We start from the raw sequence: 22241 nt of genomic DNA, 5'->3' as shown, positions 1-22241 counted from the left end.
AGTGGGACCGAACAGGAGCGCGTGATGACCAAGGGCAACGAGACCAAGATCACGGACGAGCTGTACGCGTACATGCTGGCCCACAACCCGCCGCTCGACGCGGTGCAGCGGGAACTGGTCGAGACCACGTACGCCCGTCTGCCCGAGCAGGCGGGCATGCAGTCCGCCGAGGAGCAGGCCCCGCTGCTCGCCTTCCTCGTCCGGCTGACCGGGGCCCGGCACATCGTGGAGGTCGGCACGTTCACCGGCTTCTCCGCCCTGGCGATGGCGCGCGCACTGCCCGCCGACGGGCTGCTGATCGCCTGCGACATCTCGGAGGAGTGGACCGCCTACGGCCGTGAGGCGTGGGAGCGGGCCGGAGTCGCCGACCGCATCGACCTCCGTATCGCCCCCGCGCTCGACACGCTGCGGGCGATGCCGGCCGAGCCGCACATCGACCTCGCCTACCTGGACGCGGACAAGGGCAACTACATCGCGTACTGGGAGGAGTTGGTGCCCCGGATGCGGCCGGGTGGCCTCCTCGTCGCGGACAACGTGCTCTTCCACGGTCTGGTGACCGATCCGCGGGCAACCGGCAGTGCGGCGGCGATCCAGGCGTTCAACGATCACGTGGCCGCCGATCCCCGGATGGACAGCGTCATGCTGACCGTGTCCGACGGGCTGAGCCTCTCCCGCAGGCGCTAGGGGCCGGGGCGGACGCGGGAGAACGGGGGCCTGGGGCGGATCCGGGGCGGGGGCTGTACCACGCGCCCCCGCCCCGTCGCTGTGTCACCGCATCGCCGAAGCGCGCTCAGCCGCAGCAGCCGCCCCCGCAGCAGCCTCCGCCCCCGGCGCCCGCCGACGGGGCGGCAGGTGCTGCCGACCTGGCGGACGACCCTCCCACGGCGACGGTGGAGAGCAGCTTCACGGTGTCGGAGTGCCCGGCGGGGCAGGAGGCCGGGTCCGAGGACTGGGCCATTGGACGGCTGAGTTCGAACGTGTCTCCGCAGGAGCGGCAGCGGTACTCGTAACGAGGCATGCCCCCAGGCTATCCGGCACCCGCCGACGGCGGTCGGACTCGGCTCCGGCCCGTGACGGTGGCGGGCGCGGGTGCACGGGCAGGCGTACGGGGCACACGGAGAGGCGTGCGGAAAAGCGAGCGGAAGGGCGTGCGGGTGTGCGTCAGGGGCGGTGGACGCTTGGCATCGTCGCCGTTCTCCGGCTCTCCCGCAGCTCGCGCTCGACCTCCTCCGGGTGGCGGGCCCGCCAGTACGGGTTGTTGTGAGGGAGCCCGCCGCTGACCCGCCCGTACATCCCGAAGATCATCAGCATCAGGCCGACCACGAAGCTGAACAGCACGTTCTGGAGGTGGAAGGCGAGGAAGTTGAAGCGGGTGTCGAGCAGTGCGAGGTTGACGAAGCCGCTGAGGATGAAGGCCACGCCCAGGATCATGTTGAGCGTCGAGGCGAAGTTGCCGCCGACGACCATTCCGGCGAAGAGCAGCAGACCGACGCAGATGGACAGGACGCTGAGCGCCCCGTTCGTGTTGAGGCCCGCGACGGTGGCGCCTCCGGTGTTGAAGAAGCCGATCCTGTCCATCAGCCCGAGGATCCCGAAGGCGAGCAGCACCAGTCCCATCAGCCCGGCCCCGACCCGGTAGACGCGGTTGAGCCGGTAATCGACCGGGAGGTGCTTGTCGAACCGGGTGGTTCCCGGGCGGCGGCGTCGAGGATTCCGGCGTCCGGTGGCGTGCAGTGCGTGGGTGGCCATGTCGGCCTCCTTGGGTGCCTCCTTCAGACGTACTCCCAGGATCCGCCGAGGGTGGCGCGGGTGCACATCAGCACAGGTGTACATCAGCACGGGTGCGCATCCAGAAGGGCACGTATGCCCCCGGAGGCCACGGGGGCGCGAGGGAGGGCGCCAGGGCGTGAGGCGGCGCGCGCACCGGACCCCGTCGGACCACCGGGCCCCGGTTGAACGGAGCCCTGGGCGGACGGGAACCACGGTCGGACGGGCCGGACGGGCTGGACGGGGGAGGCGCCTCTCCGATGGTCCGGATCAGGCGCCCGCGCCGCGCTCCTCGCGGATCTCCGAGACCACCCGCGCGGCCGTGCGCCGTACCGCCTCGGTCTCGGTGAGGAAGTGCCAGTAGTCCGGGTGGTGCTCGTCGAGTCCGGCGACGGCGCGCTCCAGCCGGGCCACCGCGTCGTCCAGCGGGCGGGCGTGCCGGGGATCGGGGGTGTTGCGTCCGGCCATGGCCAGACGCTGGGCGTCCCTGATCGTGAACCTGGTCCGCTGGATCTCCTGCTGCGGATCCTTGGCCACGTCGTTCAGCCGGTTCAGCCGGTCGCCGGCCATGGACACCGCCTCGTCCGTGGCGTTCAGCAGTGCGCGTGCCGTGCTCAGGCGGGAGGTGGCGTCGGCCCACCGCTGTTCGTCCCGCGCCCGGGTGGCCTCCTTCAGCTTCTCCTCGGCCTGCCGCACGTTGCCCGCCGCCTGCTCGGGGACCGGTTGGAGGTCCTGCCAGCACGCGGCCGAGAAACGCCGCCGCAATTCGCTCAGCACCGGCTCCACCGAGGCCGCCCGGGTCGTCAGCGCCTGGGCGCGCGTACGCAGCGACACCAGCCGGTGGTCGATCTCCGCGGCCCGTGCGGGCAACCGGTCCGCGTCGGCACGTACCGCCTCGGCATCACGCATCACCCGGTCGGCGCGTTGCAGGGTCTCCTGGACACCGTGTCGCCCGGCGCCCTCGTTGAGCCTGGTCAGCTCGGGGGCGAGGGCCGCCAGCCGTGCGGCGAGGTCGTCCGCTCGCAGCGCGGACGCCCGCACCGCGTCGAGAGCGTTGCTCGCACCGAGGAGCGCCTGCCGTGCCCGCTCCACGGCCGGCGCGAGCCGGGCGAGCTGCGTCTCCGCCTTGCCCAGGAGCGGCCCGAGGCCCCGCGCGAACCGGTCCAGCTCGCCCTTGACCCGGACCAGGTCGTCCTTCGCCGCGGTCAGTTCCGTCCTGGCCCTGGCGGCGACGGCCGGCTCCAGATCGTCCCGGTCGAGATCGTGTGCGTCGACCGCGGTGATGTACCGGTGGCTGACCTCGTCGATCCGCCGACCGAGGGCGTCGAAGTCGTCGACGGCCTTGCGCGCGTCGGGCGAACTGTCGACGGCGGTGATCGTCTCGATCGAGATCCGCAGATCGCGCTGGGCCGTGTCCAGCTCGTAGAAGGCGGCGGCCGCGGCGTCCTTCGCGGCCTGCGCGTCGGCGCGCTGGTTCCCGCCGCGCCCGCCGAACCAACGCCTCGTGCCCCCGCCGGCGAACGCGGCAGGCAGGGCCGCCGCGAGCAGCGGTACCGGGAGCAGAGCCAGCGCGAGAACGTCCCTGAGCGTTCCGGGAGCCCTGCCCCCGGAACGTGCGGCGGCGGAACTCCTGGAGTTCGAACGCCGGGCGGTGGTGCCCTTGGTGGTGGTGTCACCGACGGCGGAATCCCCACCCGCTCTCGCCAGCGGCCGCGCGTGTGTCGCCGTCACATCCCTCTCCCGTGCCGTTCCGCCCTGCCCGGTACATTGTCCCACCAGGTATGGACGAACACACGGGCCGATCAGTTCGCGGTTCGAACCGTGATCCGGCCATTGTTGCTCCGAGCCTCCACCACATGAGAGCTGTCGTCGCTGCGCGGCACGTCCACCGAGGTCCTTCCGTTGTGGGCGGTGGCGCTCACCGCGTACTTCACGGAACCGCCCGGCAGCCCGATGGTGATGCTCCCGTTGTGGCTGCGGGCCTTGACGAGGTCCGGGGCGGAGGCGAAGCCGAGCCGGATCCTGCCGTTGTCGCACTGCGCCGAGACGGACGCCGCCGAGATCCCTTCCGCGTCGACGGTTCCGTTGTGGCTCTCCAACGAGAGCGGCCCGCTGGAGTCCCGGACGGTGACGGTGCCGTTGTTGTTGCGCAGCTTGAGGGGCGTGTCGAAGCCGGACGCGGTGATCTTCCCGTTGCCGCCCTCGACGGTCACCGCCACGCCACGCGGCACCTTCACCTGGTGACGCGAGGAGCAGTCGCTGATCAGGGCCCGGCACTTCACCCGGAGGGTCAGTGTGCCGTCCCGCAGCCCCCACTGCGCTTCGGGCCCGCTCCCGGCGAACACCCAGCCGTCGACGCGCCGGGTCACCTCTACCTCGCGCACATCGGCGGGCGTGAGTTCCAGCGTCGTGTTGGTGGCGTCGATGGTCAGCGCCTTTCCAGTTGCCCCTCCGAGGGCGAACGACTTGTGCTCGGCGGGCGCGTCACCGGGATCCGAGCTTCCGCAGCCACTGACGGCGAGCCCCAGGAGCAGGGCCCCACCGGACGCGATGAGAGCACGAGTGCGGACTGTCACGATGTTCCATCCCCCATGGTTACGCCGGGTGGTCCCCAACGGTGTGACCTCACCGTACGTAGGCGACCCCACCCGCCGGAATCCGGTCGGCCACCATGATCGGGGTGGGGATAACCCCCCCACCACCTGGGCCCCGGCCCCGGCCCCGGCCCCGGCCCTGGCCCCGGCCTCGGCCCCGGCCCCGGCCCCGGCCCGAAGCCTCACTTGCCGTCCCCCGCGCCGCCACTGCCGACGGGACGACCGCTCAGGCCCCGCGTCCGGTCGGCTCGGGACCGCTTGTGACCGTGGTCGATCGGCCATGTACCCTGTTGGTTCATCCACGGGTGCGTAGCTCAGGGGTAGAGCGCTGCTCTTACAAAGCAGATGTCGGCGGTTCGAAACCGTCCGCGCCCACCAGCCAGAACGCCCCCGCAGCGAGCCGCTGCGGGGGCGTTGACGGTAGTTCTTGACGGCAGTCGCTCAGTCGGACGGGCGACGACGCCGCAACAGGCGGTCCATGTGACCCATCGCCTCTCTTCGATTGTCGTCGGAGACGTGGGTGTAGATGTTCATCGTGACGGCGATCTGTGAGTGACCCAGAATCTCCATCACGACGCGCGCCGGTACACCTGCGGCGAATAGGAGTGTGGCGCATCCGTGCCGGGCGTCGTGGAGCCTGATGCGGGGGAGCCCTGCGTCCTCTGTGATGCGCTCGAACGAACGGCTGAGGTTTCTCGGCTCGATCGTGCGACCGGTGCGAGTCGTGAACACGTAATCGCTGTCATGCCACGCCTGCCCTGCCGCGAGGCGCTGTGCGGCTTGTCGTAGGCGCTGCCAACGCAATGGGGCCACGCACATGAGCGGGACGGGGATGGCACGGGTACGCCGGTTCTTCGTGGAGTCCGCATAGAGCTCCTTCTGGACCCGCTGGATCTGGTTGCGCACGGTGAGAGTGCGACGCTCCAGATCGATGTCTGACCAGCGCAGCCCCAGGACCTCTCCTCGCCGCAGTCCGAGAGCCACAGCCAGCACGAACGCCGCGTACAGCGGGTCCTTCCTCGCAGCCTCCAAGAAGGTTGTCGTCTGGTCCAGATCCCACGGCTTGAGCTCCCGAGACTGCACCCGAGGGGCAGGAACGAGCTTGACCACGTTCCGGCTGATCAGCTCCTCTCGGCATGCGGCCGTGAGCGCGCTGCGTAGGACGCGGTGCGACTCCTTGGCTGTGGCTGCCGACGCCTGTGCTGTTACTGCTGTGAGCATGCGGCGCACGTCGGCTGCACCCAGGGTCTCCAGGCGCTTGGGGCCGATGTGCGGGATCAGGTAGCGGCGGACGTGCGTCTCGTACTTGGCGTACGTCGTCTTCTTGCGGTCGTTCTTGACGAACTCGTCCAGCCAGTACGGCAACCACTCGGAGAGCTTGGCCGAGCGGGTGGGGGTGGGGACGCCTTGGCGGTCCCGCAGGACCAACTCCTGTCGCTTGGCGTCGCACTCATCCCAAGTGGACCCGTAGACGGTTTTGCGCTTGCGCGTGCCGTCGGGCTGGGGAACGTACACCCGGGCTTCGTATCGCCCGTCTTTGCGCTGCCAGATGCTGCCGGCGCCGTTCGGATTCCTCTTGCGTGCCATCAGGCAGCGTCCTCCAACTGGTGGTCGATAAAGGTTCGGAGCGCGTCAGCGGGCACCCTGCGGCATCGGCCGATCTTGATGCTCTTGAGCTGACGTGAGCGGATGAGGTCGTAGACCTTGAACCGGCTGAGGGCGAGCGCGTCCATAACTTCCGGGACAGTGAGTGCTCGGTGAGTGGTGGGCAGGGCAGAACTCACTGCGGCCTCCAGGGGCGAGTCTTTTGGGGGTGGTCCGGGCCGCGCCTGTCCGAGGTGCGGATTTCTGCGTCACCGCGTCATCTGCGTCATTCGCGGGTGCTGAGCTGCGGATTTGCGGTGACGCAGAGGCGTGGGGGTACGTCATCGGTGACGCAGGCATACGTCATCGGTGACGCGCGTGGTGACGCAGGTGACGCAGGATGACGCAGGCGAAGTTGTTCTGCGTCACCCTCGTTGCAGCAGCTCAGGGAGTGTTTCGGGCCGTCTGGTGACGCAGGTGACGCAGCGTTCCCTTTCTTAGGAAAAAAGAGAGGGGTGTCTGTTGTGGTAGTGCGTTGGAAGGCGTGAATGCGGAGTCGCGTCGCGGCGCGTTCTTTGGGCGGCGTCCGCCGAACAACAAGAGGAGCACCGCCTCCCGCGCCGGGGAGGGGTGCTCCTCTTGCTTGTGCGGCGGGCCGCGTGGCGCGGGGGCTAGAACACCTGGCGCTGTTCGTCCTGCGGGGGCTTGGGCCGGGTCATTTCGATGTAGCGGGCGAGCTTGGTGCGGCCCCAGTCGACAAGGACGCCTCGGGCGGCCAGGACGGGCTGGAGGCGCTTGAGGCGGTCGGAGAGGACCTTGCCGGTGGTGGGCCACCCCTTGGGCAGGGGACGGAAGTCCTCACCGGTGTAGAGCTGGGTGAGGCCGTGCAGCCACTCGGCGGAGGTCATCCGGACCTCCACGCCCGGGTCGATGTCGGCGGCGTGCTTGAGGACGGTCTGAGCGAGGAGGTCGCCTTCGATGACGTCGTCGTTGAGGTCGTCCAGGCTGGCGCGGTAGGCGTCCAGCGCGCCCATGCTGGCGGCGGCGTCGAGCTGCGCGCACAGGTGGGCGAAGTCGGCCATGCGCAGGTCGGTGGGGATGTCGGCCTCGGTCGCGCGGACCTTGACGGCCAGGTCGAGCACGGACCCGAGGATCACGGGCAGGTTCCTGGCGAAGTCGGCCCACAGCTCCGCCTCGGTCCGCCGCACCCGGGGGCGTTCCAGGCGGAGGGGGAGGAGGCGTTCGGCGAGGTCGGGGCGGATGACGCCGACGTCAATGCCGGTCAGCAGCATCGGCCGACGGTAGCGGGCGCGGACGACGTCGCCATCGGTGAACAGGGCGCGCTTGATGTTCTCGGCGCCGGTGACGATGCAGCACATGAGGTCGGACAGGTCCGGGCCGAGGTGGGAGAGGTTATCCAGGCCGGTGACCCATCCGGCGGCCACAGCCGTGATCAGGTTCTCCTCGTCCTTCGGGGCCCGACGGAGGTCGCCGCTCATGCCCTCGATGATCCGGACGAGCATCTTGCCAGCGGTGGACTTGCCCGCGCCCTGCGGGCCGGTGAGGAAGGGAGCGGGGACCGGCACGTCGGGGCCGAGGCAGCCGATCAGCCAGGCCAGGGCGAGACTCTCGGCGCGGGCATCGGTAAAGTTGCACAGCCGCATCAGCAGATCGATGCCCTTGCCGTCGGTGTCCTTGGCCGGAAGGGGGAGTTCGCCGGTGAGCTGGGTGCGGCGCCAGCAGACCTCGCGGGGGTCGGGGGTGAGGATGTCCCAGCCGGTGGGGTGGATGCGGACGGACTTGCCGTCGTCGCGGCCCAGGTCAAGCCACGTCGCGCCGTCGAACCCGGGGGCGACGCGAATGTGGACGGGCTGGACATCCTCGGTGAGCGCGAGTGCTTCGATCAAGTCGAGTGCCTCCTTCAAGGCGGTTCCGTTGAAGACGCCAAGCCCGTCCTTGAACAGGCCGACCATGAGTTCCTGGCGGTGGCTACCGGTCGTGCCCTGGGAGCGGATGGGGCGGGCGACGGGGTGGCCGTTGCGCTGGGCGTAGACGGCCCCGTCGATGGTGCGGAAGTACCTAAAATGGGCCTGCGCGTAGTCGGTGATGACTTCGCGGGCCGGGGTCTTCTCGTCCTCGGACATGGCTCACATCCCCAGCGCGGCGCGGGCGTTGGACCAGGCAACCGCGCAGTGCCGGGGGCCCTCGCCCTTGGCCTGAGCGGCGGCGAACAGGCGGTCCATGTGCGCCTCGGTGAGGCAGCCGCACCGGCCGTGGGCGGACAGTACGGCGAGGAACGTCCGGTACACGGTGCTGTGCACCGCGCTGCGGGCCTCGGTGATGCGCTGCTCGGCCATGGCGATGCCCCGGTCCAGGTAGGTGGGTGTGCGGTGACGGCACTCCCCGCCACCGGCCGGCACGGGCGCCGTGACGGCGTGCGATGCGGCCCGGACCGGAGACGGCTCTTTGACGACCAGCGCGCGCACGGCGTCCGGCAGGTGGGTCATGGTGCCGGTGCCGGGCCCGAGCCACCGGGCGTACTGCATACAGGACTTGATGTCGACGCTGGGCCGGACCGCGTTCGCGGACTGCATCGCACCCAGGTAGATCCAGTGCTCCCCGCGGGTGGTGGGCACGGTCCGGGTGGCGGGCAGTGCCTGGCGGGCCCAGGTGATCGCGTCGGCGTTGTCGAGGTCGACGACGGTGAGCCGGGCGCCGCCGGGGTGGTAGGCGACCGCGTGCGCCTCCCGCCACGCCTCGGCCCACGCAGCGGACCGGAGGACGGCTGGGTTGGTGGTGGCAGCGGCCCAGCCGTGACACGGCCGCGGGCACTGGCAGGAGCCCGGCGCCTTCATGTTCGGGCGCCCGCCGCACGCGTTCCCGGTGCAGTCGGGGCAGTTGCCGACCGGGCGCTTGCCCGCGCGGAGGGGCAGGACGGGCACGTCGGCTGCCGCCAGGTCGAGGGCGGACCGGCGATGGTCTCGCCGGATCGGGGTGGGTTGAGTCATGCTGGGGTCTCCAGTTCTGAGTTGTGCTGGATGAGGGCGGCCCCGGTTCATTGGCGTGAGATGGGGGCCGCCCTTGGTGCGTCGGGGTGGTCAGCAGTCGCAGTTGTCGGACTTCTGGAGGCAGTCCCAGCAGCGGGGGCAGTCGCAGCCGCACGCGCACTGGTCGTGTTCGGGGCCGGCGCCGTGGCAGTAGCAGCCGGACTCACCGCACGGCATCGACTCGGGCTCAGGGGTGTAGGGCATGGGATTCCTTCAGGGGTGTGGGTGCTGGATTCCGGCCTGTGGAGGGGTGCGGGCGGGTGGCGGGCACCCCCCTTTACCGGCCTTACCTTGCAGGTCAGGGGCCCTTACCTGCCCCATGACCGGGGTAAAGGGCCCCCTCTACTCCGCAGCCCCTCACGGAGGCTGCGGAACGGGTGGTGGAGGGGTTGTTCGGTGGGGTCCGGGTAGTGGGGGTGCCCTTTACCTGCCGGTGCTGAGGAGGATTTCGGCGGGGACGGCGGCTTCGATGTCGCGCCGCTGGTACCCGGCTCCGTTGGCTCCGCTGATCTTGACTTGCTTGCTGGTGCGCTTCACTCCGGCGGCCTCCAGCTCGGCGGCGAGCTGTTCGGCGTTGAAGTCGCCGTAGACGTCTTCGTCGAGGTTGACGAGTCCGTTGATCAGGTCGGTGGTGAACATGCGCGGGCTGTGCCGCATCACCTCCAGCGCGTCGGACACGATCGCGGGCACGGTGATCCCGGCGGCGTCGGCGGCGGCGGTGACGTCGCCGGCGGCTTCCCCGGTGAGCTGTCCGGCCGCCTCGCGCAGGGTGCGGCCCTTGCGGCACAGGGCGGCGAAGCTTGGCCCGTCGAGGTAGTCCGCCCGCACGGTCACGTACGAGGCCGGACCGGTGACGAGGACGCCGACGCCCTTGTGCTCCTCGGACAGGACGGAGGCGTCGGCGCCCTGGGCGGCCTTTCCCTTGCCGAGCACCATGTCACTGCTGGCCCGGTCGACGACCTGGGTCGAGTAGCGGATGGTGATGATCTCCCGCAGCTTCGTCGGAACGCTGTCGGCGTCGGGCCGCTGACTCGCGAAGTTGCTGATGAACCCGGCGGCCGGGCCGCGGCGGGCGATGCGGCACAGGTCGTTGATGACCTGCTCGCGATCCTCCTTCTCCATCGCGGTGAAGTACTCCTGCAACTCGTCGATGGTGACGAAGATGACCGGCAGGTTGTACTTGGCGACGATGTCCGGGGTCAGCTTGCCCTCGGGGCAGACCGACGTAGGCAGATCCCGCAGCAGGGCGAACCGGCGCTCCATCTCGGTGAGGAGTTCGGCGAGCATGGCCTTGAGGGCTTCGATCGCGTCGTCCTCGGCGCCCATGACCAGGCGGTGTGCGACGGCCTTCATGGGCATCCAGTCCGCGCCGCCCTTGCCGTCGGCGACGTAGTGCCGCACGTACGCGTCGAGGAGCCCGGCGGCGGTGAGCAGTCGCTGGGAGAACGTCTTGCCGCGGCGCGGGAGTCCGCCGAAGAACATCGACTGCCACATGACGGGGATGTTCACGCGGACGCCGCGGGCGTCCTGGCCGAACGGGACCGGCTCCCAGATGGAGAACCGCTCTGCCGTCTCGAAGGGGGACGGGTTCGGCGTGCCGAGGTAGGGGTCATCGTCCGCGACCCACATCGAGACGCGGCCGGCGTTGCCGCCCTTGGCGGCGCGGACGCGGGACATGATGACCTGGATCTCGTCCACCCCGAGTTCCTGGGCGATGACCTCACGCTTGGCCAGGACGTCGGAGGCGGTTTTGCCGCCGCCCCGGGGGAGGTCGAAGATCACGGCCCAGCCGCGGCCGTCACGGACCGGGCCCATCGAGCAGGAAACGCGCGGTCCTTCCTCGTCGCCCTTGCCGCTCTTGAGGAGACCGGCGGCGCGGAGCGCGTCGTTGAGCTGCTGGGCGGACATGTCGATCCGCAGGGGCGGGACGGCCTGGTCCAAGAGGCGGGTTTCCTTGCCCCGGCCCAGGTAGGCGAGCGGGGTGACGACGGCGGTGGCCATTCCGGCCTGGACCGCGGGGTCGACCAGCATGAAGCCGATCGCGGCCGAGGCCACCCCGACGGCGGCGGCCCCGAACCGCCAACGGCGGGTGCGGGTCCGTTCCGCGTGGGCCATCTGCAACCGGGTCGCCAGCTCGACGTCTTCCGGCCGGGTCTTGACCTGGGCGCGCAGGGCCTTGACCGCCGCACTGTGGTCCTGGGCGGACAGGGTCGGCCACAGGCCGACAGTGGCACGGAAGAAACCACGGGCCGCCAGCAGCACGGTCTTCACCAGGTACTTCGGGGTCCGCAGACCGTGGTAGCGGGCGTGCCACCACGACAGCCGGACCAGGGCGGCGGCGTTCGCCTTCACGGACGCCGCGGACCGGGCCCACACCGGCAGGACCGGCACGTCGGGGACGGTCAGCCAGTCCGCGAGCGGGTTGTCCGCCCGGTCCACCGCCTCCACCTTGTGCTCGGCCGGGGCGGTCGCGGTGTCCGGGGTGTTCTTGACCAGCGACACCGGCGTGGCGGTGGACGGCTGGGCGGGGCGGTGGTCGTCGAGGTGGTGCAGGGTGCCCATGTCGGCCCCCACGGCGAGTTCGGTCATCGGGTGTACTCCTGCCTGGATCGGGTGGGTTAGCGGGTGATGGGCTGCCGCCAGGCGTAGGGCGGGAGGGCGGCGGCAGCCGTGTGGGTGCGGATGGCCGCGTCGCCGTCGGCGGGGGTCAGGGGGTAGACGCGGGCGCCGGTGAGGCTGGCGAGCATGCGCGCGGCGTGGTGCTCGCACCCGTCCACCCCTGCCCCGGTCCGGTCGACGACCGTGACGGCGACCGGTCCGGGGCAGGCGCTCGGGTCGGACGGGTGCGCGGCGGGGCACCGGCCCTCGCTGGTCTCCGCCTCAACCTGGCGGGCGTACCCGGCGGCGATCTGCTGCCGCCACGCGGCCGTCACGATCGCTCCGTGGTCGAAAGCCAGCTGCGGAAGGGCGTCCAGCGGTACCCATCGCGCGTCGACGGCATCGTCCCCGGCCTGGGCAGTCGTGTCGTCCGGGACGACGATCGCGTAGGCGGCGGTGATGTACCGGCCCCGGGGGTCACGGTCCGGCTCGTCCCACACGCCGACCTGCACCAGGCCGTCCGCGTCGACGCGCACCCCGGTCTCCTCCAGCAGCTCACGAGCCGCGGCGGCACGGGAGGTCTCACCGGGGTCGACGTGCCCGCCCGGGAGAGCGAGCATCCCGGCGTGCGGGTCCCAACCCCGCTCGATCAGCAGCACGTCGCGCCCCCGGATGCACACGACGTCGGCGGTGTAGCGGATGGTCTCGACGGTCTCGGTCATGATGAACGTGCCTCTCCGTTGTCTGGGTTGAGGTGAGGGGCGGCCGGTTTCCTTGGCCGGGTCCGGCCGCCCCGACGACACGGGCGCGGGGGTGGTGTCTTCAGCTCTCCGCACGGGCCACGGCCCGCTCGGCGCGGCGCAAGTGGTCCTCGGCGGTCTTGCGGGCCTGGCGGGCGGCGGCCCGGTCCTCACGGGTGGCGGTCCGCTCGGTGGCCTTGGCGTTCGCGACGGCCTGACGGGCGTCGGCCTGGACCTTCAGCAGCGCGGCGAACTCCTGGGCGCCACGCTCGGCGGCCCGCTGGTCGATCCGCTCGATCGCCTTCTCGACCTTCGGGTCGACGCAGTCCGCGAGGGCCTGCCGGAAGCCCTTGCGGAACAGGCGGGCACGCTCGCGCTTCTCGGCTCGGGTGTAGCTCTCCACGGTGTCCTCCTCGGGCGGGCCGGACTGTCCGGCTCCCCGCCCGCCCCGGGGTGACCGGGGCGGACAGGGAACCGTCAGGCGAGCCGCAGTTCGTGGGTGTGGCACAGCACGGGAGCGATCAGCCAACTGATCCGGTCCACCGTCCATCGCCCCTCGGTCAGCGGACCGGGCGGGATCTCGTCGACGATGCGGCCGGTCCTGCCGATCGCACGCGGGTCGTCGTCACACGCGACGATCAGCACCTTGTCGCCTGCCTTGAACATGCGGGATTCCTTCCGGTCAGCGGCGCGTCTTGGTGAGGGACTTGGCGGCGGCCTGGCCGTCCGTGCCGCCGACCGACTTCACGACGGTCACGACGCCCCAGGCCAGGGCCACGGCCAGGAACGCCAGCAACGCGAGGTTGGCGGCGATGGCGGTCAGGGCGCCGACGAGGAGCGGGCCGAAGTACACGCCCGCGGCTACCGCGCCGGCCCCGACTCCGGACCCGAGCGCGACGCGCTGAACGGTGCGGTCGGGCGGGGCGTGGTGGATGTGCTGCACGATCTGCTGCGGCGGCACCTGCGGGGCGGGCAGGTGGTCGGTGTAGGTGTAGGTGCCGTCCGGGAGCTGCACCACCCGGACCGGCTCGGGGATGGGGAGGTTGTTCACGGCTGCTTCCTTTCGGCCCGGACGCGGTTGGTCCAGGCGTCCTGACGGGCGATGAACTCGGAGTGGACCGGCTCGCCTACGTCACAGGGCTGGTCGTCCTGGCAGGCGGTGCAGGCTCCGAGGTGCGTCGTGGACGCCTCGAACGCCTGCATGTAGGCGATGAACTCGTTGTCACGGTCGCGGGACAAAGGTCTCCTCGGATGCGGGCAGGGATGAGCCGCCGACGGCGGGAAGCGGCGTCGGCGCGGGCTGTGCTGGTGAGTGCCCCGGGCCGGATTCGATCCGGCGCCCTCACGGCGTGTTCCGGGGCTGTAGGAGTCAGGCGGCCTCGGGCAGCCGGGTTTCGGGCTCCTGGCGGGCAGCCAACTGCCGTAGTGCGGCCACTGCTTGCTGCGGGACGACGCCGTTGCCCAGGGCTTTGAGCTGTGCGGTTCGGGACAGGTCGGGGACGGCGGTGACGTGGCCGGTGGGCAGACCCATGAGCCATTCGACGAAGACTGGGTTCAGGCGTCCCAGATCGTTAGTTGGGCTCGGTGCGGGGCGTCCGAGGACGTGCTCCCACCGGGCGATCGCCGGGCCGTACCCGCCCCAATTCGGTGCGCCGCCAAGGGCAACGTCAGATCGCCCTTGCTCCCACGCTGGTTCGGCCCGCCCTTCTCCCCGTCCGTCGCCCGCGGCGTGGCCAGAAGCGACGGAGCAAGGGAGTTCAGCGATGGCCGTACCGCTGCGCCGGGGCTGTCCGACTGGTTGTTCCCGTACGGCGTCGCTGTCGGCGTCGGCAGGAGCCGTGCGGCATCCGTCAGCGTCTTGCCGTACCCCTGGCCGTACGGCGTCCCGTCCGGCCTGAAGTTCGCCGTGTCCCGTGCGTCCGCCACGACCGGTGTCGGCAGGAGTTCGCAGACCTCGGCCGCCAGGCACTTGCCGTGCGTCCCCGCGATCTGTGACGGAGTCCGCTTCGTTTGTCGGTTCTCGTTCTCCGACGCCCGCGGCGTGGGCAGGAGCGAGATGACGTGCCTCAGGTTCATTCCGCCATCCGCCGCATGCCCTGGACCTGTTGCTTCGGACACTGTCGGTGTCGGCAGTAGCGACACCACGGACGGCAGGCCATCCGGGTAGCCCTTCCCTTTTCCGTCCCGAGCTCGCGGCGTCGGTAGACCAGGCAAGGACGATGAGCCGATTGCGTTGGTGGGCAGCGCCGACCTCCGACGCACGTACAAGGCGCCACTCCGCATCGAACCCGAGGCGGGCAAGGTCGGCGAGGACGTCGGCAAACCCAAGTCGAAGGTGGTTTGCGACGTTCTCAAAGATTGCGAGTCGGGGTCGTAGAACCCCAAGGGCACGGGCAATGTGGGGCCAGATGTGTCGTTCATCATCCGTTCCTTTCAGGTGGCCAGCGAGGCTGAACGGCTGGCAGGGGTAGCCGCCGCAGAAGATGTCCACCGGTTCGACGGCGGACCAGTCGGTGGTGGTGATGTCGCCGAGGTTCGGGACGTCCGGCCAGTGGTGGGCGAGGATGCGGTTCGCGCCGGGGTCGATGTCGGAGACCCATGCGGTGGTCCCGCCGAAGACGGCTTCGACGGCCATGTCCAAGCCTCGGTAGCCGCTGCAGACCGACCCGATGCGCAGGTTGCTCACGCGGACTCCTCCGAGGGGACGAGGGCGAGTTGGCCGGGTGAGGGCCGCGGGCCCCTGTCGGTCTCCAGGCGCTTGAACACCCTCTTCACGTACGAGGTGCTGCGGGTGGCCTGGCGGGCGGTTTCCGGAACCGGGGTGCCCGTCATCCAGCAGGCACGGATCACGGACGCTGCCGCGTCGGTCGGCAACCTCCCGCCCTTGTCATCGGGCACCCCCTCATCGGTGTCCAGCGGGGGGACCACCAGGGGCCACACCTGCCGGTCACCGCAGATGACCAGCGTGGATACCGCTTCGGGGGCAGGAGACGGGACCTCGGCCGGGGCCGGGGGCTCGGTCACCTCCGGAGCGGCATCCGGGGCACCCTCGGCAGGGTGCGACACCAGGGCGGGCACCGGCACCGGGGTGCCCCGCCACCGGCCCCCCCACCACGCTCCCGCCCGGGACCGCCCCGCGGACGGGTGCCGGGCCTGCGCGAGAGCGGCGTTCGACCGGGCCGCGCGCCGGTGAAGCGCGGGGGTCATGCCAGGGGTGGCCGTGCCCGTCTCGATCTCCCACGCGCGGGTGAACGCGTCCTCGAACGACACCTCGCCGAACGGCGCGGCGGACACCAGCCGGTCAGCCAGCCGGGCAACCGAGCGGTGCTGGCGGCGGCGCGTGCGCTCGTGCTTGCGCCGCGCCCTGTCCTCGGCGTCACCGGAGGCCGCCGAGAGGGTGGTCACCCACTGCCGGATCTCGAACAGGACCGGGCCGAGCAGGGTCACCGCCGCTAGCCCGACGCCTGCGGCCCGCGCGTTCGCCTCGGACAGGCCCGGAAGGTGCGTGCCGTAGTCGTAGTTGACGGACGCGGCGAACCCGGCCGCGGCGACCACGAGGGCCCGCAGGAACCAGCGCACCCAGCCCGGCAGATGACGTTCGTCGGCGTAGGCGACACCGGCCGCCATCACCCACGCCGCTCCCTCGATCGCCAACGGGAGCGGGAGCAGCATCGGGGAGATGCTGACGAAGTGCAGTACCTGCGCGGGCAGGGATCCCAGCGCGGACGCGGTGACCAGGGCGAGGGTGCCCTTGCGGTACACGTTGCCCGCGGTCAGTGCCGCGCCGCGGGCCGCTCGCCGCGCGGCCCGGTCCTGCCTGGCCCGGTCCTTCTCAGCCCGCTTCTCAGCGCGGAGCCGTGCCGCACGCTCGTCTGCCGCTTTCTCCCGCTCGATACGGCGGTTGTCGGCGGCGGTCAGGTCGATACGGCGCTGCTCGGCATCGGCGGCCCGGGCCGCGCGCATCTCCTCGGCGTAGGTACTCATCCCGTCGCCTCTTCCTCGCGGAGCACGAACGGGGCGTAGTCGATGGGCTCCCTCTCGGTGCGGCGCCGAACCTCCGCCGCGCTATCCGCGACAGCCCCCGGGTAGTGCGGGGAGCGGGCCAGCACGTCGAGCACGACGCGCACGTCCAGAGCACGCAGCTCAAGGAGACGGTGGTGAGCACGCTCGTCCGCCGCGTCGATCGTCGGCAGGGGCAGATCCAGGGCGGCGACGACAGCGGCCAGCAGATCCCTGACCGCCTCATCCAGACCGGTGTTACTCATGACGTCCCTCCGCACGGGTGAGGAGGAGGTGCACGGCGACCACACCGGCCGCAGCCAGGGCCCCGGCGTAGTGGACGTCCTGACGGCCGATGACCAGGCCCAGGACCTCTACGGCGATGCAGACCAGGGCCAGGAACCAGAAAGCGATCAGGTTCATGCGGCACCGCCCATCAGCGGCTCGGCGCGGTTGGTCAGGTCCCGACGGGCCGCCATGACCCGGTTCCGGGCCCGGCGGATGCGGCGCTCGTCCAGCTCGGACGGAGCCCGGTCCAGCAACGCGATCTGCACGTCCAGCAACTCGACCTCCGCCGAGATGAGCGGCATCTCCCGCTCGATCGCAGCCAGATCAGCAGCCGACGGCCCGCCGCCGGGCGGAGGGACCGTAACAGCGGCCTGAAGTGTGACGATGTGCTTCATTGGGTGTGTTCCTTCCAGAGAGGAACGGCCCGAAGAGCAGCCCCGGTGTTCCAGCACCGGGGCTGCGGCCGTTATGGGGTGTGTGGGGTGCGGGTCCGGCGCTGCAACACCGGACCCGCCGTGCGGTACCTGTCCACAGCAATGGAGTCGTCCGGGAGTCCGGCTCCCCTCGGCCCCGCCCGTACAGCCACGAGAGGGCTGGACGGGCAGGGGAGGCAACCGGCCGCAGCAGTGAGCCGCGGAGAGGTCGTGCCCGGGGGTCAGTCCTCGTCAGACCCGGTCGTGTAGGTGCGGCCCTTGGCGTCGGTCCAGGACTGGCCGCCGCTGAGGGTGACCGTCTCGGCCCGCTCCTGGACGTCGTCGGGCAGGGGAGCGCGGTGGGTGGTGCCGGTCGTCTTGTCCTGGACGAATCCGAAGATCTTCATGGGGTTCCTTCCAGCGGTGGAGTGGGTTAGACGGTTGCGATCAGGAGCGCGGCGACACCGAGCCACAGCAGATGCCAGGACTGGTCAATTGACTGCACCAACTTGGTGATCGAATCGACTTGGCGATGGGGGCTGTCGAAGATCGCGGCGTGATGCGACATGAGACCTCCAGGGTTCATAGGGACGTAATGGATGGGCGTGTACGGCTGCCCCAGATCGGGGTGGTGGTCGCCGGGGAGAGAGATTCGCTTCCGTGGGTGGTGATCGACGGGGCTGACCGGCCGATCCCATCGGTCAGCAGCTATCTGCTGGACCGGATGCTGGGCGACGTCAGCCCGCTGACCTGCCGGNGCGGGGCGGACGACGAGAACCGGAAGCGGCCGGAGCTCGCGGCGGGCAGCCCGCAGAGTTCGAGTGCCAGGCCGATGGTCGGCCTTCGTCGGGTGAGGTCGTCGTTGAGGTAGCCGTAGAGCCGCTCGAACCGGGCGTCGATGTCCGGTTGGTGATCGAATCGACTTGGCGATGGGGGCTGTCGAAGATCGCGGCGTGATGCGACATGAGACCTCCAGGGTTCATAGGGACGTAATGGATGGGCGTGTACGGCTGCCCCAGATCGGGGTGGTGGTCGCCGGGGAGAGAGATTCGCTTCCGTGGGTGGTGATCGACGGGGCTGACCGGCCGATCCCATCGGTCAGCAGCTATCTGCTGGACCGGATGCTGGGCGACGTCAGCCCGCTGACCTGCCGGAGCTACGCGTACGATCTGCTTCGCTGGTTTCGCGTGCTGTGGGCCGTGGACACCGGGTGGGAGCAAGCCACCGAGTCGGAGGCCGCGGTTCTGGTGGGCTGGCTCAGGTCTGCGGGCAATCCGCAGCGCCAGCGGCGTCAAGGCCAGTACGCGGCGGGGACGGTGAACCCGAAGACCGGCAAACAGACGCTCCGCTCGGGCTACGCACCGGCGACGATCGCGCACAACCTGTCGGTGATCCACGGCTTCTACGCCTTCCACCTGCACTACGGCCGCGGGCCCGCGATCAATCCGGTCCCGGAGAACCGAGCCCGCCGGGCCTCGCTCGCCCACCGGGCACCGGACGAGATCCGGGGCCAGTTCCGCCGTGGCCGGCTCCGGCCGAAAGTTCCGGTCCGTAGGCCGAAGGCGATCCCTGACCAGCAGTGGAACGACCTCTTCAGCCAGATGCGATGCGCCCGGGACCGCGCTCTGCTCGCCTGCTACGTCACCTCCGGCGCCCGCGCTTCGGAACTGCTGGGCGTCCAGCTCGGCGACATCGACTGGACCAAGGGACAGCTCTGGGTGATCTCCAAAGGCACCCGGGAACGGCAGCCAGTTCCGGTCTCCCCGGAGGCCCTGGCCTACCTCGCCGTCTACCTGGAGGAAGGCGGCCTGCCGGATGCGGGCGGTGTGATCTGGCGGACCCGACGAGGTGAGTCCAGGCCGCTGACCTACTGGGCGGCCCGGCGGATCATCCAGCGGGCAGACGAGAAACTCGGGCTGAACTGGACCCTCCACGATCTGCGGCACACTGCCGCGACGCGGATGGCCAGGGACCCGAAGCTGACGCTGGTGGAAGTGCAGTCGATCCTGCGACATGCGCATATCACCACCACCGCCCTCTACACGACGGTCGGCCTGGACGACCTGATCGACAAGCTCGCCGAGCACTACAGCCGCCCGCCGCAGCCCACCGCCTGGACGCAGAAGTACGCCTCCGATGACGTCGAGGCGGTGTTCGGTGCCGGGAAGTAAGGTCGGCAACAGCTTCCGCATCAAGGGCCCGACGACCAACCGGGTCCACCGGCACACCGCCGAGACGGCGCCCGAGGAACGGATCGTCCTCGCGCCCACGGCGATCCTCCCGGCGCCACCGCCCATCCCGGCCCGCCCGCCGCAGCCGCTCGGAGACCTGTCCCGTGCCTCGGCCCAGGACGTCGTCGACGCCATCTGCCGCCACTTCGAGCGAGACGTCGGCCCCTCGCGGGTCAGTGACTTCCGCCGCGGGGTCGGACACCTCCTCGCCCACCTGGACACCTTCCCCGGCCAGACCTGGCAGGAGCGATGGGAGGCAGCAGGCTTCAACGAGCGGGACCGCCCGGCCACCGTGATCGCCGAAGGCCGGTCGAACTCGTTCAGGCAGATCGTCCTTGCCGGGGTCGCCCTGCTCTTCGCCGCGCGAGTCGTCCGGCCGAGCCTGTTCGGCCTGAAGTCCTACAAGTTCCCCCGCTACGCGATCTGGTTCCGCAGCCTGGCCGCGGACCCGAAGCTGGAAGAGTTCGCCCGTCGCACCGAGGCCGTTCCCGTCTCGGTGCCCCGCCAGGCCAAGGCCCGGCTCGACGTCGTCTCCGCGCTGACCGTGTTCGGGATCGAGTTCCGCGACCTGACGGCCGAGGCCCTGCTGCACTACGCCGTCGAATGCCGCACCCACGGCCTGGCCGGCGAGGACATCCGGTCGGGGTCCTTCTCCGGGACGCTGGCCTGGCCGATCCTGCACGACATGGGCCACTTCCCCGAGTCCGTTCCCCGCACCCTGCGCGGGGCGGTCACCCGCGGACAGCAGACGACCGAGGAACTCGTGGACCGCCTCCGCCTGCGCAACCAGGCCGTCCGGGACCTCCTGGTCGACTACCTCCACCGCCGATGCGTCGGACAGGACTACTCCACCCGCCGGAACGTCATTCACAACCTGGCGAAGCTGTGGTGGAAGCAGATCGAGGAGATCAACCCAGACCAGACGGACCTGCACCTCTCGGAGGAGACCTTCCAGCAGTGGAAGGAATGGCTGATGGTGCTGCCCAACGGCAAGCCCCGCCTGGCCGTCGATGCCCCCCTGCTGGCCGTCCGAGCCCTCTATCTGGACCTTCACACCTGGGCGGTCGCCGAGCCGGAACGCTGGGCGGTCTGGGTGGCGCCGAACCCGGTCCGGGATTCTGACCTGCGCTGGTTCCACCTGCGCAGACGCAAGATCCAGGAACGGACCGCCGGCCGGACCCGGGCCCGCCAGCCGCTGCTGCCGATCCTGTCCCAGCACGTCAACGACACCTGGCACCGGCTGCGGGACATGATGACGACCGCGAAGAACGTCCCGGAGGGCGAGGAGTTCACCTTCGAGGGCACGACCTGGCTGCGGGTCTCCACCCAGGAGAAGCACGCCCGCCCCCCGGTCCGGGCCGTCAACCGCACAACCGGCGAACTGATGAGGATCTCCGTCCTGGAGAACCTCGCGTTCTGGCAGTGGGCGATCATCGAGACCCTGCGGCTGGCCGGCCTGAGAGCCGAGGAACTGGTCGAGCTGACCCACCTGAGCATCCGGCAATACCAGCGGCCCAGCGGCGAGGTCGTGGCCCTGCTGGTCGTCAGCCCCTCCAAGAGCGACCGCGAACGCGTCATCCCGATGTCGGCCGAGCTGTTCCACGTCCTGGCCCAGGTCATCCGCCGCCACCGCGACGAGAACGGCACCGTCCCGGTCTGCCAGCGCTACGACCTGCACGAATGCGTCTGGAGCGAGAAGATGCCGTTCCTGTTCCAGACCCTTCACAGCGGCACTCAGCGCGGCATGTCGACCACCAGCGTCTGGCGCATGATCCGCCGGGCCACCGAGGAACTCGCGTCCACCACTCACCCGGAGTTCGCGGACATCAAGTTCTCGCCCCAGGACTTCCGCAGACTGTTCGCGACCGAGCTGGTCAACAACGGGCTTCCCATTCATATCGGCGCCGCACTCCTCGGTCACCTGAACATCCAGACCACCCGCGGCTACGTCGCGGTCTTCGAAGAAGACGTGATCAGCCACTACCAGCAGTTCCTTGCCCAGCGCCGGGCCGAGCGGCCCGCAGACGAATACCGCGAGCCCACCCCCACCGAGTGGGACGACTTCCAGGACCACTTCGACAAGCGGCGCGTCGAGCTGGGCTCCTGCGGTCGGCCCTACGGCACCCCTTGCGCTCACGAACACGCGTGCGTCCGCTGCCCGATGCTGAGCATCAACCCGAAGATGCTGCCCCGGCTCGATGAGCTGGAGGAGGACCTCGTCACTCGCCGCCGTCGAGCGATCGACGAGGACTGGCGGGGTGAGGTCGAGGGACTCGACCTCACCCTCACCTTCCTGCGAAGCAAGCGGGACCAGGCCCGACGCATCCAGCGGACCAGCCCCGTCTCGCTCGGCATTCCTGTGGTTCCTCATCAGAATCCACAGGTCACAGACGGGTGATCAGCAGCGCGGACACCAGAAGCGCACTCTGATGCAGGGCCTGATCGGTCAAGTACATCCCGTTCATCCCGGCCGCCCTCAGCTCCGCGAAGTCCGGCGAGCCGGTGTGCTGCAACAACCAGCGCACCGGCCACCGCCGGTCGAAGAACGCGTGCGTCACCGCCGAGACGATCAGCCCGGCCACCAGCCCAGTCCAGGACAGGGACAGCGGGAGGGCCAGCCACGCCAGCGCAACCAGTACCGCCATGACCAGGTGGTACTGGGCAACGTGCGCCAGGCAGGAGCCCCAGCCTCGTCGCGGGCTCACTCCGTCGGCAACCTCAGCCGCTGACGGGGCTCCCTTGTTCGCGGCCTGGTGGTCGCTCTGCCCGAACACGTGATCCGCCAGATTGTGGCCAACCGAAAGCACCGCCCACACCACACCGAACGTCGCCAGAATCGCGACCTGCTCGACCGGCATCACCGAGCACCCCCGGCAACCGCAGCGCGGCCAGGTGACCGGGGCGGGCGGCGACCGCGTCGAGAAAGGGGTCCCAGTCCGGCTCGGTCAGCACCCGCAGGGGCAGTTCGGTGCGGTAGGGG

The 22241-nt window shown here is 70.3% G+C and carries 27 protein-coding genes, 1 tRNA gene and 2 pseudogenes; 4 read left to right on the top strand and 26 right to left on the bottom strand.

Features of this window, described 5'->3' with window-relative positions; translation table 11 throughout:
- Nucleotides 1-24 precede the first annotated feature (24 nt).
- Entirely contained in the window at nt 25-684 is a 660-nt protein-coding gene (locus AMK22_RS21375) for an O-methyltransferase (RefSeq protein WP_073787307.1), read from the top strand.
- A gap of 106 nt (nt 685-790) precedes the next feature.
- Here AMK22_RS21375 and AMK22_RS21370 read toward each other — a convergent pair whose 3' ends face one another.
- The 4 genes from AMK22_RS21370 to AMK22_RS21355 form a co-directional block, all read right to left on the bottom strand.
- Entirely contained in the window at nt 791-1018 is a 228-nt protein-coding gene (locus AMK22_RS21370) for an FmdB family zinc ribbon protein (RefSeq protein ID WP_073787306.1), read from the bottom strand.
- Nucleotides 1019-1161: 143 nt separating this feature from the next.
- Nucleotides 1162-1749, bottom strand: a complete 588-nt coding sequence (locus tag AMK22_RS21365; protein WP_079186317.1) for a DUF4383 domain-containing protein — start codon at nt 1747-1749, stop codon at nt 1162-1164.
- A gap of 288 nt (nt 1750-2037) precedes the next feature.
- Nucleotides 2038-3498 carry a hypothetical protein gene (locus AMK22_RS21360; RefSeq protein WP_199883288.1) on the bottom strand — a complete coding sequence of 487 codons (1461 nt, stop codon included), beginning with the start codon at nt 3496-3498 and terminating at the stop codon, nt 2038-2040.
- Between the two features lie 71 nt (nt 3499-3569).
- Nucleotides 3570-4343 carry a DUF4097 family beta strand repeat-containing protein gene (locus AMK22_RS21355; protein WP_073787305.1) on the bottom strand — a complete coding sequence of 258 codons (774 nt, stop codon included), beginning with the start codon at nt 4341-4343 and terminating at the stop codon, nt 3570-3572.
- A gap of 321 nt (nt 4344-4664) precedes the next feature.
- On the opposite strand from AMK22_RS21355, the gene AMK22_RS21350 reads away from it, so the two are divergent.
- Nucleotides 4665-4739: transfer RNA gene (locus tag AMK22_RS21350), tRNA-Val, on the top strand.
- 63 nt (nt 4740-4802) lie between these two features.
- Here the strand turns inward: AMK22_RS21350 and AMK22_RS21345 are convergent.
- The 21 genes and pseudogenes from AMK22_RS21345 to AMK22_RS42400 all read right to left on the bottom strand — a co-directional run.
- Nucleotides 4803-5948, bottom strand: a complete 1146-nt coding sequence (locus tag AMK22_RS21345) for a site-specific integrase (protein WP_073787304.1) — start codon at nt 5946-5948, stop codon at nt 4803-4805.
- Nucleotides 5948-6145, bottom strand: coding sequence for a helix-turn-helix domain-containing protein (locus tag AMK22_RS21340; protein WP_073787303.1), 198 nt, complete (start codon nt 6143-6145; stop codon nt 5948-5950). Before AMK22_RS21340 ends, AMK22_RS21345 begins: the two co-directional genes overlap by 1 nt.
- Nucleotides 6146-6616: 471 nt before the next feature.
- A complete protein-coding gene (locus AMK22_RS21335; RefSeq protein ID WP_073787302.1) occupies nt 6617-8089 on the bottom strand; it encodes an ATP-binding protein in 1473 nt (490 codons plus the stop codon).
- Nucleotides 8090-8092: 3 nt separating this feature from the next.
- The gene (locus tag AMK22_RS21330) at nt 8093-8953 is read right to left on the bottom strand and encodes a DNA primase (RefSeq protein WP_073787301.1); all 861 of its coding nucleotides are present in this window, start codon (nt 8951-8953) and stop codon (nt 8093-8095) included.
- A gap of 90 nt (nt 8954-9043) precedes the next feature.
- Nucleotides 9044-9196, bottom strand: coding sequence for a hypothetical protein (locus AMK22_RS39585; protein WP_158072071.1), 153 nt, complete (start codon nt 9194-9196; stop codon nt 9044-9046).
- A 219-nt stretch (nt 9197-9415) separates the two neighbouring features.
- On the bottom strand, nt 9416-11581 hold the full coding sequence (locus AMK22_RS21325; RefSeq protein ID WP_073787300.1) for an FtsK/SpoIIIE domain-containing protein: 2166 nt from the start codon (nt 11579-11581) through the stop codon (nt 9416-9418).
- A gap of 29 nt (nt 11582-11610) precedes the next feature.
- Nucleotides 11611-12312 carry an NUDIX domain-containing protein gene (locus tag AMK22_RS42405; protein WP_443333310.1) on the bottom strand — a complete coding sequence of 234 codons (702 nt, stop codon included), beginning with the start codon at nt 12310-12312 and terminating at the stop codon, nt 11611-11613.
- 100 nt (nt 12313-12412) lie between these two features.
- Nucleotides 12413-12733 carry a hypothetical protein gene (locus AMK22_RS21315; protein WP_073787298.1) on the bottom strand — a complete coding sequence of 107 codons (321 nt, stop codon included), beginning with the start codon at nt 12731-12733 and terminating at the stop codon, nt 12413-12415.
- Between the two features lie 74 nt (nt 12734-12807).
- On the bottom strand, nt 12808-12996 hold the full coding sequence (locus AMK22_RS21310; protein ID WP_073787296.1) for a hypothetical protein: 189 nt from the start codon (nt 12994-12996) through the stop codon (nt 12808-12810).
- Between the two features lie 16 nt (nt 12997-13012).
- A complete protein-coding gene (locus AMK22_RS21305) occupies nt 13013-13381 on the bottom strand; it encodes a DUF6251 family protein (RefSeq protein WP_073787294.1) in 369 nt (122 codons plus the stop codon).
- On the bottom strand, nt 13378-13569 hold the full coding sequence (locus AMK22_RS21300; RefSeq protein ID WP_073787292.1) for a hypothetical protein: 192 nt from the start codon (nt 13567-13569) through the stop codon (nt 13378-13380). The genes AMK22_RS21305 and AMK22_RS21300 overlap by 4 nt, the downstream gene beginning before the upstream one ends.
- A gap of 130 nt (nt 13570-13699) precedes the next feature.
- Nucleotides 13700-13861, bottom strand: a complete 162-nt coding sequence (locus AMK22_RS42105) for a hypothetical protein (RefSeq protein WP_338014183.1) — start codon at nt 13859-13861, stop codon at nt 13700-13702.
- Between the two features lie 23 nt (nt 13862-13884).
- A complete protein-coding gene (locus AMK22_RS42100) occupies nt 13885-14406 on the bottom strand; it encodes a hypothetical protein (protein ID WP_338014184.1) in 522 nt (173 codons plus the stop codon).
- Between the two features lie 130 nt (nt 14407-14536).
- Nucleotides 14537-15016, bottom strand: a pseudogene (locus AMK22_RS42095) (DNA cytosine methyltransferase); the annotation flags it as partial.
- Nucleotides 15013-16314, bottom strand: coding sequence for a hypothetical protein (locus tag AMK22_RS21290; RefSeq protein ID WP_073787290.1), 1302 nt, complete (start codon nt 16312-16314; stop codon nt 15013-15015). The gene AMK22_RS21290 and the pseudogene AMK22_RS42095, both read right to left, overlap by 4 nt.
- Nucleotides 16311-16595 carry a hypothetical protein gene (locus AMK22_RS21285; protein ID WP_073787288.1) on the bottom strand — a complete coding sequence of 95 codons (285 nt, stop codon included), beginning with the start codon at nt 16593-16595 and terminating at the stop codon, nt 16311-16313. The genes AMK22_RS21290 and AMK22_RS21285 overlap by 4 nt, the downstream gene beginning before the upstream one ends.
- Nucleotides 16588-16752 carry a hypothetical protein gene (locus tag AMK22_RS39580; protein WP_158072070.1) on the bottom strand — a complete coding sequence of 55 codons (165 nt, stop codon included), beginning with the start codon at nt 16750-16752 and terminating at the stop codon, nt 16588-16590. The genes AMK22_RS21285 and AMK22_RS39580 overlap by 8 nt, the downstream gene beginning before the upstream one ends.
- Entirely contained in the window at nt 16749-17012 is a 264-nt protein-coding gene (locus AMK22_RS21280; RefSeq protein ID WP_073787286.1) for a DUF6284 family protein, read from the bottom strand. The genes AMK22_RS39580 and AMK22_RS21280 overlap by 4 nt, the downstream gene beginning before the upstream one ends.
- A 260-nt stretch (nt 17013-17272) precedes the next feature.
- Entirely contained in the window at nt 17273-17437 is a 165-nt protein-coding gene (locus AMK22_RS39575) for a hypothetical protein (protein WP_158072069.1), read from the bottom strand.
- A gap of 26 nt (nt 17438-17463) precedes the next feature.
- Nucleotides 17464-17598 carry a hypothetical protein gene (locus AMK22_RS41840; RefSeq protein ID WP_274535434.1) on the bottom strand — a complete coding sequence of 45 codons (135 nt, stop codon included), beginning with the start codon at nt 17596-17598 and terminating at the stop codon, nt 17464-17466.
- A gap of 190 nt (nt 17599-17788) precedes the next feature.
- Nucleotides 17789-17936: pseudogene (locus AMK22_RS42400) on the bottom strand (hypothetical protein); the annotation flags it as partial.
- Between the two features lie 86 nt (nt 17937-18022).
- Between AMK22_RS42400 and AMK22_RS21270 the strand changes: the two are divergent.
- The gene (locus tag AMK22_RS21270) at nt 18023-19201 is read left to right on the top strand and encodes a tyrosine-type recombinase/integrase (protein WP_338014182.1); all 1179 of its coding nucleotides are present in this window, start codon (nt 18023-18025) and stop codon (nt 19199-19201) included.
- A complete protein-coding gene (locus AMK22_RS21265; protein WP_242434083.1) occupies nt 19188-21659 on the top strand; it encodes a tyrosine-type recombinase/integrase in 2472 nt (823 codons plus the stop codon). The genes AMK22_RS21270 and AMK22_RS21265 overlap by 14 nt, the downstream gene beginning before the upstream one ends.
- On the opposite strand, the gene AMK22_RS21260 is transcribed toward AMK22_RS21265, so the two are convergent.
- Complete coding sequence (locus AMK22_RS21260) at nt 21646-22119, bottom strand: hypothetical protein (protein WP_199883285.1); 474 nt, start codon at nt 22117-22119, stop codon at nt 21646-21648. The two genes, AMK22_RS21265 and AMK22_RS21260, sit on opposite strands and share 14 nt — an antisense overlap.
- Between the last annotated feature and the right edge of the window lie 122 nt (nt 22120-22241).

The organism is Streptomyces sp. CB01580 (assembly GCF_001905795.1).
Lineage (GTDB): Bacteria > Actinomycetota > Actinomycetes > Streptomycetales > Streptomycetaceae > Streptomyces.
This window is presented reverse-complemented; position numbering and strand designations above follow the sequence as displayed.